The 11270-nt window shown below is 41.5% G+C and carries 14 protein-coding genes and 3 tRNA genes; 14 read left to right on the top strand and 3 right to left on the bottom strand.

What is annotated here, in order from left to right:
* From G603_RS0104360 to G603_RS0104320, 8 genes are all read left to right on the top strand, one after another.
* Positions 1-700, top strand: a 700-nt coding sequence (locus G603_RS0104360) for an aldo/keto reductase (RefSeq protein WP_026669434.1), incomplete at its 5' end; no start/stop codon positions are given.
* 183 nt (positions 701-883) lie between these two features.
* Positions 884-1069 carry a hypothetical protein gene (locus G603_RS0104355; RefSeq protein WP_026669433.1) on the top strand — a complete coding sequence of 62 codons (186 nt, stop codon included), beginning with the start codon at positions 884-886 and terminating at the stop codon, positions 1067-1069.
* A gap of 169 nt (positions 1070-1238) precedes the next feature.
* Positions 1239-1700 carry a GNAT family N-acetyltransferase gene (locus tag G603_RS21305; RefSeq protein ID WP_026669432.1) on the top strand — a complete coding sequence of 154 codons (462 nt, stop codon included), beginning with the start codon at positions 1239-1241 and terminating at the stop codon, positions 1698-1700.
* 130 nt (positions 1701-1830) lie between these two features.
* Complete coding sequence (locus G603_RS0104345) at positions 1831-2280, top strand: GNAT family N-acetyltransferase (protein WP_026669431.1); 450 nt, start codon at positions 1831-1833, stop codon at positions 2278-2280.
* 123 nt (positions 2281-2403) lie between these two features.
* Positions 2404-2835, top strand: a complete 432-nt coding sequence (locus G603_RS21300; protein WP_051207455.1) for a GNAT family N-acetyltransferase — start codon at positions 2404-2406, stop codon at positions 2833-2835.
* A gap of 61 nt (positions 2836-2896) precedes the next feature.
* The gene (locus G603_RS0104330) at positions 2897-3856 is read left to right on the top strand and encodes a phosphotransferase enzyme family protein (RefSeq protein WP_026669430.1); all 960 of its coding nucleotides are present in this window, start codon (positions 2897-2899) and stop codon (positions 3854-3856) included.
* 145 nt (positions 3857-4001) lie between these two features.
* Positions 4002-4601: a class I SAM-dependent methyltransferase gene (locus G603_RS0104325; RefSeq protein ID WP_026669429.1), complete on the top strand. Its 600-nt coding sequence runs from the start codon at positions 4002-4004 to the stop codon at positions 4599-4601.
* Positions 4571-5188, top strand: coding sequence for a GNAT family N-acetyltransferase (locus tag G603_RS0104320; RefSeq protein WP_207637056.1), 618 nt, complete (start codon positions 4571-4573; stop codon positions 5186-5188). Before G603_RS0104325 ends, G603_RS0104320 begins: the two co-directional genes overlap by 31 nt.
* 419 nt (positions 5189-5607) lie before the next feature.
* Here the strand turns inward: G603_RS0104320 and G603_RS0104310 are convergent.
* From G603_RS0104310 to G603_RS0104300, 3 genes are all read right to left on the bottom strand, one after another.
* Positions 5608-5691, bottom strand: a tRNA-Leu gene (locus G603_RS0104310).
* Between the two features lie 40 nt (positions 5692-5731).
* A tRNA-Leu gene (locus G603_RS0104305) sits at positions 5732-5815 on the bottom strand.
* Positions 5816-5894: 79 nt separating this feature from the next.
* A complete protein-coding gene (locus G603_RS0104300; protein ID WP_026523169.1) occupies positions 5895-6230 on the bottom strand; it encodes a hypothetical protein in 336 nt (111 codons plus the stop codon).
* Between the two features lie 139 nt (positions 6231-6369).
* Between G603_RS0104300 and G603_RS0104295 the strand changes: the two genes are divergently transcribed.
* From G603_RS0104295 to G603_RS0104270, 6 genes are all read left to right on the top strand, one after another.
* Positions 6370-7116, top strand: a complete 747-nt coding sequence (locus G603_RS0104295) for a hypothetical protein (protein ID WP_242834832.1) — start codon at positions 6370-6372, stop codon at positions 7114-7116.
* Positions 7117-7187: 71 nt separating this feature from the next.
* A complete protein-coding gene (locus G603_RS0104290) occupies positions 7188-7940 on the top strand; it encodes an alpha/beta hydrolase (RefSeq protein WP_026523171.1) in 753 nt (250 codons plus the stop codon).
* Entirely contained in the window at positions 7937-8389 is a 453-nt protein-coding gene (gene dtd, locus G603_RS0104285) for a D-aminoacyl-tRNA deacylase (RefSeq protein ID WP_026669426.1), read from the top strand. Before G603_RS0104290 ends, dtd begins: the two co-directional genes overlap by 4 nt.
* A gap of 99 nt (positions 8390-8488) precedes the next feature.
* Positions 8489-8710: a hypothetical protein gene (locus tag G603_RS0104280; RefSeq protein ID WP_026523173.1), complete on the top strand. Its 222-nt coding sequence runs from the start codon at positions 8489-8491 to the stop codon at positions 8708-8710.
* Between the two features lie 213 nt (positions 8711-8923).
* The gene (locus G603_RS0104275; RefSeq protein ID WP_026523174.1) at positions 8924-10408 is read left to right on the top strand and encodes an alanine/glycine:cation symporter family protein; all 1485 of its coding nucleotides are present in this window, start codon (positions 8924-8926) and stop codon (positions 10406-10408) included.
* 128 nt (positions 10409-10536) lie between these two features.
* Positions 10537-10620, top strand: a tRNA-Leu gene (locus G603_RS0104270).
* Positions 10621-11270: the final 650 nt, after the last annotated feature.

The raw sequence follows: 11270 nt of genomic DNA, 5'->3' as shown, positions 1-11270 counted from the left end.
AGCTGTTGGAAAAGCAGTTGCCCGTGCTATTTCTGATGGTCTGACCACAAGGGAAGAGCTTTTCATAACCACCAAAGTGTGGGTAAACGACATGAAGAGTGAGGAAGCTGCTTATGAAGCTGTAAAGACATCGCTTGGCAAGATGGAACTCGATTATGCAGACCTCATTCTCCTTCATCAGCCAATGGGTGATTACTTCGCAGCTTACCGCGGGATCACAAAGGCATACAAGGAAGGTCTGGCAAAGGCTATAGGTGTAGCAAATTTCTATCCTGCTATTCTTACAAACCTCTGCGAGACAGTAGAAGTAATTCCGGCTGTAAATCAGGTAGAGCTTCATCCCTACTTTGCACAGGAAGCAGCACTTGAGATTATGAAGGCTTATGGCGTTGTTCCTCAGGCCTGGGGACCTCTTGCAGAAGGAAAACATGGGATTTTTACAGATCCTGTTCTTACAGAGATTGGAAAGAAGTATGATAAGAGTGCAGCACAGGTTGCTTTGAAGTGGAATGCCCAGCGAGGTGTTTCCATCATCCCAAAGTCAGTGCATGTGGAGAGAATGGAACAGAACATCGATATCTGGGATTTTGAACTCACTGATGAAGAGATGGCTAAGGTGGCTGCAAAGGATCTGGGACACAGCGAGATCGTAAACCATGATAGTCCTGAGTTTGTGAAGTTCGTACTGAATCTGCATTGATTGGAGAGGGAAGATAATTAAGTGAAAGACAGGTCTTTATCAGTGTAAGATAAGACCTGTTTTTTGTTTTGTGATATTTTTGTTCTAGGATGTTCCAAAGAGTTAAGCGAAAAGGAGCGTGTGGTATAAGAAAATCCTGGGATGAGTAGATTGCTGGGAAAATAACAATAAAGGAGATTCTAAATGAAAAAGCCTTTATCTCTGGATAGCAAAATGATAGAGGGTCAGAATATATCCTATTGCATATTTGGCGAGGGAGATATTGATCTGGTTATTGAAATGGGGCTTGGCGCAGTTGCCGGTGAGTGGTGGCACATTCACAGGGTGGTCTGTATGCGCAGCAATTTGCCAGATTGTATCCCAATATGATTCGTGGCATAGTGTTTGTAGATCCTTTATGTGAGAAATAGGTATATAAATTTGCCTTAAGAGCTTTTCTTATATAGGTTGTGTAAAAAGGAGCGTAATACATATTTTAGGAACGCTTTTGTAATAAGAGAGATTGTTAATAATTCTGACAATTAATAGGAGAGAAAAAATGATTCTTCGATTGGCAAATGAAAAAGATATTAAGGGATTACAGCCATTATATTTTGAATTGGAAAAAGATGCTGTCAATTTTCAACCAGAGCATTTTGTTATTGGAAATCGTGATGAAGAATTCTTTAATACTATTTTCGACAGTGATCATCAGGACATTATTGTTGCGGAAGAAGACAGAAATATTATTGGATTTGCCCACGTTATGATTCTTGAACAAAAAAAGGTTCCTTGCTTGAAAGATGAAAGGGTTCTTTATTTGCAAGATATTGATGTCGCAGAAGAAATGCGCAGTAAGGGGATAGGATCAAAACTTATTGATGCATGTAGGAATTATGGAAAAGATAAAGGCGCAGATTTCATGAGGACTCAAGTTTTCCCACAAAATATGCGAGGTATGGAGTTCTATGAAAGAGCTGGTTTCGCTGAAAAAATGAAAACTATAGAAACTTATCTTTGAACACTAATACAAATCTGGCGTATTTGAAGCGATGCTCTGGTATAACAAATACTCAGATGAGAGCTTTGAGATATCACTGAACGTGATGATATCCGGCATGGATGGGTATAGAAATAAGGGGGGTAAAGATTTGAGCTTACAATTTGTAAAAGCAAGCACTTCTGATGCTTTGACACTTAATGGAATATCTAAAAGAGCCTTTGATAGCGATGTTCAGGTTGGAGCACCTTCAGCTGGTGGGCCACCTGGATATATGTCTGTTTCTTATCACACAAAGATGGCCAGAACAAATCATTTGTATAAGCTCACGGACAATGGACTAATTGTTGGCGGTGCGATTCTATTTTTGGAAAAAGACAAGTTGAACATCGGAAGGATCTTTGTAAGCCCGGAGCATTATCGCAAAGGCTATGGAGTCTACATGATGCAGGAAATTGAGACAATGTTTTCACATGTAAAGGAATTTGTATTAGATACGCCCATTTGGAATGTCAGAACAAACGCCTTTTATACCAAGTTGGGATATGTGGAAGTGAGTCGGGATAATGAATTCATTTATTATATTAAGAAATGTGAGTGATGAAAGGGGAATTATTATTTGATAAAAATCGAATTATTCCTATAAAAGAACTTGCTGAAAAGGAACCATATGACCTTCAGATGATCTGTCATGTAATAGACTGAGGCACACGAGGTGATTTTTATGATAAGAAAAATGAAAGAGGAAGATTTGCAACAGTGTGGAGTGATATATGCTAAAGCGTTTCCTATAGAATATTGGGGGATTGATTGGAACCCTGATAATGCAAAAGAATATTTATTGGATTATTACGAGCAGAAAAAATTTGTAGGATATGTGTATGAAGAAGATGACGTGGTAATTGGATGTATATTTGCATTATGTAAGATATCAGGAAGTAAAAAAGAAATATATATTAACGAAATGGCAGTTTTACCTGAAAGACAAGGCCAAGGTATTGGCAGGCAATTACTGAAGACGCTATTAGATTATAGTAAGGAAACAGGATGTGCTGGAGTTGTCCTTTACACCAGTGAATATGCACCGGCTTTCAAATTCTATGAAAATAATGGCTTTAAACTGTCACAAGGAACTATCTGTATGTATTGTGAGTAAATTCCAATATGTCTAACAGTTAGATAAACTTGAATTGGTTTCAGCGCAGGAGGATCAAAATATGGAGCGCAACTACATACAAGAAGCGTTAGCTCATTACAATATAACTGTGCCGGAAATAGAATTACTGAGACACAATGAGAATCTTACCTATCGTGTGGGAAACGAGTATTTGCTGCAAATCCATGAGCCGGTAGAAGGGTTTTCTACAGATTTTTTTTTTGAAGGTGTTGAGCGTATCGAGATATATAAGGCAGAGCTTGCGTTCCAAGCGCACTTAAAGAAACAGGGCATGCAGATACGTGAAGCAGTTGAAAATTGTCATGGTGAATGCATTACGAAGTTACAGAATGGTACGTATGTTACGGTTTCGAAATGGCTCGAGGGCGAATCGTTAGACAAGCTTGAATTGAATGCGGAGATTTGTTATCAGATAGGTGAGATGCTTGCATGTTTGCATCAGAAGGCAAAGGGATTCCGAGTATCACCGGTAAAATCGTACGGTAAGCAACATTGTGAATGTACGAAAAAAAGAATTCAGGCATTGGAAAACCAAGGGTTAAGTGCTGAGCTTTCAGCAATCATGCAAAAGTGCTGTGACCATGCCGGGGCAGTATTGGAAAAAGCACGGGATGAATTTCAAATGATTCATGGGGATTTATCTGCGTCGAACATTTTGCAAACGCCGGATGGGCTAGTGCCTATTGATTTTTCGTTTTTCGGAATGGGACATCCTATGTATGATCTTGCAGTTCTGTTTGGGAATATTGGCGGATTGGTGCGTAGACAACAAATGGCAGAAGGGTATCGTGATGCCGGTGGAACGATTCGCTACGACGTGTTAGACGCTTGCTTTGTACTTACGTTGTTAGATTGTCTTGGAATTCATTATGAGCAGTGGAGTAAGCAAGAGTGGTTTGCACCCAGATTGCAACGGTGGCATCAGGAAAACCTGGAGCCGTACGTGCAGGGAGAACGCATATATGCGGATGATTTGTATCTGTTGCATGTGCAAGGTTAAGGAGATATGAGATTGAACGAATCGGAACTTGTAAGACCATATGTTGAACAGTTGCAGAAGATATCTGAAACTGACAGTAACCGTGTCGTAAGGATTCATAGCCTAGGCGCAATCAAAGCGGTAGGCTTGAAATAGGAGAATTCACATGTTTTGGGATAAGATTTCGCCATTATATGACCTGTTTGAAAATGTTTATAACCATAAGGTGTATGCCGATACCGGCAAAAAGGTCGCCGAGTTTATTGATACGACAGATGAGGTTCTTGAATGTGCTTGCGGTACGGGGGCTATAACTGTCTGCATTGCCGAAAAGTGCAGGAGACTTATAGCAACGGATTTTGCACCCGGAATGCTTAAACAGGCAGCAAGAAAATGCAGAAAGTTCAGTAATGTGCGTTTTAAGAGAGCAGATATCACAAGGATCAAGTGCAGGAATGATCGGTTTGACAAGGTAGTTGCTGGCAATGTGATCCATTTATTACAAGATCCGGCCAAGGCACTTGCAGAGCTTGAAAGAGTAGTAAAACCCGGTGGACAGATAATCATACCTACTTATATCAACATGTCAAAGAAGTCGGCCGGATTAGCTGTGAAATTCGTAGAATTTCTGGGAGCTGATTTCAAAAAGCAGTTTGATCTTGAATCATACAAGTCATTCTTTGAAGGAATGGGATACAATAACGTGGAATACCACGTGGTTGACGGAAGAATGCCTTGTGCAACAGCGGTGATCACGAAGAAATGATAAGCAGAGTAGAACATATATCGGAAAAGCAGCTTGAAAAGATTCGGATTCTTGTTGGCGAAGCTTTTGTTACCAATGAGCTTTTTCATAATTGGGGATCCATAGATGAGCGCCGTGAAGATGTCATGAAGTATATGGCGCTATATGTGGACTATGTATATCAAGCCGGGGAATTGTATTCCAATGAAGATTTTACCGGATTCATCGGGCTGGAAGATTCAGAAAATGCACATAAGCTTCCACAAGTCAGGATGCTTTTCAGAATGCTGACAAATATCCGGTTCTCGAAACTTAAGAGCCTGATTAGGTTTGCAAAACAGATCGGTTCTTCAAACGCAAAGTATGCAAAGTATCGGCATTTGGATGCTCTTATGGTCTGTGTTGATAAAGGACACCAGGGACAGGGAATCGCCTCAGAATTGGTGACATATGCCAAGAACATGTCGGATACAATGGGGATACCGCTTCTATTTGATACGGATATGAAAGAGTACGCAGAGATGTATAAGCATTTTGGCTGTGAACTGTATAATACTGTAATAGCTGATAATGGTGTGACAAGATACAGCCTTTGCTATAAAAAATAACTTTTAATATAAATAACTGTCGACGGAGGATGAAAATGAAACTGCTTGTAGTAGATGTACAAAAAGGCATCACGGACGAAAGATTATTTGATTTTGAATCGTTTATTCGGTCGTTGCTAAACGGAGTGTGGACGACGTAGGCGCTTTGCGCCGAGGAGATTGAACCCGGCTTGCGAAGCAAGGGTTTCAAGTTCCTCTCCGCCCGAACGAAAAAGACCATTTAGATTGGAACGTAAAACATTTCAAGTGCGGAAGATGGGGTGAGGTGGAAATAGAAAACGGTCCGGGGGACCGTTTTCCCACCGAACCGACCGACGCAGGCGCTTTGCGCCGAGGAGATTGAACCCGGCTTGCGAAGCAAGCGGGTCCAAGTTCCTCTTCCACACAAAAAACGGATAGCGATTGCTATCCGTTTTTAGTGCGGAAGATGGGACTTGAACCCACACGATGTAGCCATCACAAGATCCTTAGTCTTGCTCGTCTGCCAATTCCGACACTTCCGCATTTTACATATTTAGTTCAGTTGCACTAGTTTAAAACTGATGCAGGAAAAGGGACTTGAACCCTCATGATATTGCTATCACACGGACCTGAACCGTGCGCGTCTGCCAATTCCGCCATTCCTGCAAGCAACAATAGATATTCTATCTACTATGCCCCGTTTTGTCAACGATATTTTCTTATATCAGCCGCAATTTTTTTCGGCTCAATCCACGTTCAGTTTGTCCGCTGCCTTGAATAGATCTCCTAAAATATGGAACTTCTGATAGTACTGAATAATTGAAATAATAAGGAGCAATATACTGATAAGAACCGTTATCAGATTAAGCGGTGTGGGATTTGCCAAAATACCAACCACACATATCGTAAGCCCTACAATGATCGCTGCCATCACTATGATCCTTCTAAGGAGCTCCTGGTGAATCGCATCGATCAGCACCTGAATCTCTTTTTTCTCTGCAAGAATCTCTTCATCGGATAAAAGTTCTGTCTCGAGCTTTTCAACCCTCTTTAATCTGTCGCGAATTCTTTTTTCCATCATGTTAAAATTCTCCCCACTTTTTATCCCGGAAAGGATATACTTAATATTGTTATATAATATACCATTTGGCGCAAAAATGCTATTGTGCCGGGTACATGTTAAAATGGAATGCACATAATAAATTTTTTTGAGGAGTTTTATGAGTTATAACAAATCCCTGGATTTTCTGGAGATGATTAAGAATACATCATCAAAGCCTGCAAAACCTATAGAGAAAAAAGAAGTAAAAAAGGAAATCGCAAAAAAGTCTGAAATAAATGAAGCGAAAACCAAACCAAAAACTTCAGCTGATACTTCAACTAAGACGATGGCAGACACTAAACCATCATCTTCAGTTATCGCAGTCATAGATACAGAAACCAACTGGCATGATGAAGTAATGTCTATCGGAATTGCTCTTGCCGATGCAAAGACCTTCAAGTGCCTTGAACTTAGATATTACATACTTGAGCCTGAAATTTTTGTTGGAGGAATGTTCGACAGCGTCCTCTATATTGCCAAGGATGCCACCCAGCTCAAGGGCGATAGGAAAAAGGTAATGAAGGACATTGCCAAATATTTAAAAGAGAAAGGTGCCGCTTCGATTTTTGCCTACAACGCCAGATTCGACTATGGACATATGCCTGAACTATCTGATTTTGACTGGTTTGATATCATGAGGCTTGCTGCATACAAACAGTATAATAAAAGCATTCCTGCCACCGCCGAGTGCTGTAAAACCGGCAGACTTAAGCGGGGCTATGGCGTAGAAGAGATCCTGAGAATGCTTGGTCACGGCACCAATTACTGCGAGACTCACAATGCAGTGAGGGATGCTGAAGATGAGCTTAAGATAATGGAGCTTATGGGGCAGCCCCTTGAAGCATACGAGTGTGCAAGACTTTAGACTATAAACTTATAAGCATAGATGATAAAATTTTTTACTGAAGGTATTTTACAGAATGGAGGAGACGGAAAATGTATATTACAGACGATGGAATCAGACTTAATGCGAAGATTGATATGCCTAAAAACGGCGCTGAGAAATGCCCGCTTTGCATTATAATTCATGGCTTTACAGGCCACATGGAGGAGAGACATATAATAGCAGCCCAGGAAGCTATGAATGAAGTGGGCTTTGCAACACTTCGAGTTGAAATGTATGGCCATGGAAACAGTGACGGCGAATTCAAGGATCACACACTTTACAAGTGGCTTACAAATGCTATGGCGGTTATGGACTATGCAAAGACTCTTGATTTTGTCACCGATATTTATGTGGCAGGACACTCTCAGGGCGGACTTACAGCAATGCTTCTTGCCGGTATGGAAAGAGATAAGATTAAGGCGCTTCTTCCTCTTTCCCCTGCCCTTGTAATTCTTGATGGCGCAAGAAAAGGTAATCTTCTTGGACAGCCCTTTGATCCTGATCATATCCCGGACGAACTCTTTTCATGGGATGGCAGAAGCCTTAGCGGTAACTATGTTCGTGCAGCTCAGACACTTCATGTGGAAGAAGCTATAGAAAAATACGATGGTCCCGTACTTATCGTCCACGGCGATGAGGACGAGGCAGTTCCTGTACAGTACTCAATCGATGCTGCAAAGCTTTACAAAAACTGCAAGCTGGTTCTTATTCCAGGCGATACACATTGTTATGACAACAGTTTGGAAAAAGTCACAGATGCTATAAAGAGCTTTTTGACTGAGCTTACGGAAGGTGCAAAATGAGAGCAGTAGTAACAAGAGTTTTATCAGCATCTGTCACAATTGATGGCAAAAAAGTATCCGAGATAGGGAACGGATTTCTCGTGCTTCTTGGCGTACACAATGATGATACAGAGGCAGAAGCCATAAAGGTGGCCGACAGAATATGCGGCCTTCGTGTTTTTGAGGATGAAAACGGCAAGATGAATATCGGTCCTGCAGATGCAGGAGCAAAGCTTCTTATAGTAAGCCAGTTCACCCTCTATGCGGATGTTTCTTCAAGAAGGCCCGGTTTTACCGAAGCAGCAAAACCTCCAATCTCAGAGCCCTTATATGAACTTGTGGTTTCAGAATGCAGGAAAAAAGGCTTCGAAGTTCAGACAGGAGAATTCGGGGCAGACATGAAGGTCGAGTCCATAAATGACGGTCCCGTAACTATTCTGATTGATACTGATAATCTTAAGAAAAAATAGAAGAGGCAATAAGTTTATAAAATTTTTATAATTGGCTCACAGTTTCTAAACATTTCAAATGTAAGATGGTTTCATGACTTGCAAAGGAGAGGACGTCATATGAAAACGAGCGATACTTACATTGCAGAATTTGTTGGGAATTACACAAGGAGAAAAGGCTACCCGCCCACGGTGGAGGAACTCGTTGAAGTATTTGGATTTGTCAATGTGACAAAATCGTTGTATTATGTAATCAGCCTGTACAGAATAGGGATGATCAGAAACAGCATGTATTTTGGCACAAGAGACCTGCAGTTACTCCCTATGAAGGCTGAGTGGTAATTTATTCATTTTGAAAACTAAATAATGTAAATATTAAACTGTCTGCAAGGGTGCATGAGTACTATTATTGCGGGCAGTTTTTTTATTTGTGCCTACGGATGCATAAAAAATGAATAAAAATACTTTTTTTGAATATTTTTTATTGTGCCACAGGGGAAATTCATGTATAATTTCTAAAAATTTGTTTTTGTGTGTCAGGAAGGGGAGAATTCTATGGTTCAAACAGTAGAAAATGTCAACAATGCAGTGAATGGTTTTGTGTGGGGATTGCCGATGCTCATTCTCCTTGTAGGAACGGGCATCCTGATGACAGCGCTTACCAAACTTTTTCAGGTAACTCATTTTAGTCATTGGGTTAAAAACACCATCGGCGGTATTTTCAAGGATAAGCATGTCACAGCTCATACCGGAAAAGAGGATACTCAGATAAGTCAGTTCCAGAGCCTTTGTACTGCTCTTGCAGCTACTATCGGAACAGGTAATATCGCAGGTGTGGCAGCTGCTATCGTGGCAGGTGGCCCGGGAGCTATCTTCTGGATGTGGATCGTTGCATTTTTCGGAATGATGACCAACTTTTCAGAAAACGTTCTTGGTATCTATTACCGCAGAAGAAACGAGAGAAATGAGTGGTGCGGCGGTGCCATGTACTACCTTAAAGACGGTCTTGGAGCAAAGAAGGGCTGCAAACAGATCGGTGCAATCCTTGCTGTTCTTTTCAGCGTATTCTGCGTTCTTGCTTCATTCGGTATCGGAAACATGAGCCAGATTAACTCAATCGCTGTAAACATGAACTCAGCTTTTGGCGTTCCTTTTGTAGCATCAGGAATATTCCTTATGGTCATTGCAGGTCTTGTAATCGTTGGCGGTCTTAAGAGAATCGCTGCCGTTACCGAGAGACTTGTTCCCTTCATGGCTGTTATATATCTTGTAGGAGCACTTATTGTTTTCTTTGCAAATATAAATCAGGTTGGTGCAGTTTTCACTTCTATAATTAAAGGCGCATTTGGACTTAAAGCTGTTGGCGGCGGTATCGTAGGTAGTGGAATCGCATATGCTCTGCAGTGGGGTATGAAGAGAGGCGTATTCTCAAATGAGGCTGGTCTTGGTTCTTCAGTTATGGTTCATTCAAGTTCAAACGTCCGCGAGCCTGTAATTCAGGGTATGTGGGGTATATTCGAGGTATTCGCTGACACAATCATCGTTTGTACACTTACTGCATTTGCAGTTCTTTCAAGCGGACTTGTTGATCTTGAGACAGGAACAGTTCTTTCCGATCAGGTTTCTACAGCTCTTGTTGCAGAAGCATTTTCAACTATCTTCGGAAAAGCAGGTTCTGCATTCATTGCTATAGCTATTCTGTTCTTTGCTTTCTCAACAGTACTTGGCTGGAGCCAGTATGGAAGTAAGGGCTTTGAGTATCTCTTTGGTACAAAGGCAATCAAGTTCTATCAGGTTGTATTTGTGGTATTTATCTTTGTAGGTGCTACCATGGATCTGTCACTTGCATGGGATCTGTCAGATACATTTAACGGAATGATGGCGATTCCCAACCTTATCGGTGTAATTGCACTTAGCGGAACAGTTATGAAAATAACTCAGAACTATGTGGACAGAAAGATCAAGGGTAAGGATGTAAAGCCCATGCTTTCAGCAATGGAGGACATTCAGGAGCTCCATGAAAAGGAAATAGCAAGTTGAGATATTATCAAATACCGTGCAGAAATAAATAAATTAACGATTTTTTAAAAAAGGGGTTGACTATTTCTGTGAATTTGATATTATATAGAAGCTGTCGCTGATACAGCGGCAGCGAAAACTTGATAGATGCGGAAGTGTCGGAATTGGCAGACGAGCAAGACTAAGGATCTTGTGATGGCTACATCGTGAGGGTTCAAGTCCCTTCTTCCGCACGAATGAAAAGACCAGGTCGAATGACCTGGTCTTTTTCGTTCGTGCGGAAGGGGCCTTGAACCCAGCTTGCTGCGCAAGCTGGGTTCAATCTCCTCGGCGCGGGGCGCCTGCGTCGTCTACACTCCGTTTCGGTCGTTGCTGAACGCACATCCCCCGGATGTGCAGCAACAGTTCGCCGGGAAAAAGGTCCACTGGACCTTTTTCTTTCTCCGGCTCACCCCATCTTCCGCACTTGTGGAAGGGTATACTTGGACCAACTTGCTTCGCAAGCAGGGTTCAAGGTCTCGGCGTGTGGGGACACGCCTCGGTCGGCGCTAAACGCGTGCCACTGGCACGCAGCGCCACATCTTCCGCACTTGAAATGTTTTACTCGCTTTTTTCAAAAATGTTTCTATTCTGCTAATTCGAAGCTGCCAATCTCTTATGTAATCATCTTATTTTCGGAAATAATACAAACTATCTATTCCTATTTCTAATTCTTTTCGCGCAGAGAAAATGTTGATTTTGATCAAAATAGAGGTGCGGACAAATATTGAAAAGTATGCCAAATCCTTTTTGCGCAGAGGAAAACACAATTATCGCCAAAATAGAGGCGCGGTATCGCTCTTGAATAGCTTTTGATAGTTCGAAGCTGAACTCTCGCGCAGAG

The organism is Butyrivibrio sp. AE3006 (assembly GCF_000424165.1).
Lineage (GTDB): Bacteria > Bacillota > Clostridia > Lachnospirales > Lachnospiraceae > Butyrivibrio.
The sequence above is the reverse complement of the archived record's forward strand: the minus strand, read 5'-3'. Positions and strand labels throughout refer to the sequence as shown.

What these genes read in the sequence shown, in the direction of transcription:
- G603_RS0104355 (WP_026669433.1), top strand. Translation starts at nt 884, where the DNA reads ATGAAAAAGCCTTTATCTCTGGATAGCAAAATGATAGAGGGTCAGAAT.
- G603_RS21305 (WP_026669432.1), top strand. Translation starts at nt 1,239, where the DNA reads ATGATTCTTCGATTGGCAAATGAAAAAGATATTAAGGGATTACAGCCA.
- G603_RS21300 (WP_051207455.1), top strand. Translation starts at nt 2,404, where the DNA reads ATGATAAGAAAAATGAAAGAGGAAGATTTGCAACAGTGTGGAGTGATA.
- G603_RS0104330 (WP_026669430.1), top strand. Translation starts at nt 2,897, where the DNA reads ATGGAGCGCAACTACATACAAGAAGCGTTAGCTCATTACAATATAACT.
- G603_RS0104325 (WP_026669429.1), top strand. Translation starts at nt 4,002, where the DNA reads ATGTTTTGGGATAAGATTTCGCCATTATATGACCTGTTTGAAAATGTT.
- G603_RS0104300 (WP_026523169.1), bottom strand. Translation starts at nt 6,230, where the DNA reads ATGATGGAAAAAAGAATTCGCGACAGATTAAAGAGGGTTGAAAAGCTC.
- G603_RS0104295 (WP_242834832.1), top strand. Translation starts at nt 6,370, where the DNA reads ATGAGTTATAACAAATCCCTGGATTTTCTGGAGATGATTAAGAATACA.
- G603_RS0104290 (WP_026523171.1), top strand. Translation starts at nt 7,188, where the DNA reads ATGTATATTACAGACGATGGAATCAGACTTAATGCGAAGATTGATATG.
- dtd (WP_026669426.1), top strand. Translation starts at nt 7,937, where the DNA reads ATGAGAGCAGTAGTAACAAGAGTTTTATCAGCATCTGTCACAATTGAT.
- G603_RS0104280 (WP_026523173.1), top strand. Translation starts at nt 8,489, where the DNA reads ATGAAAACGAGCGATACTTACATTGCAGAATTTGTTGGGAATTACACA.
- G603_RS0104275 (WP_026523174.1), top strand. Translation starts at nt 8,924, where the DNA reads ATGGTTCAAACAGTAGAAAATGTCAACAATGCAGTGAATGGTTTTGTG.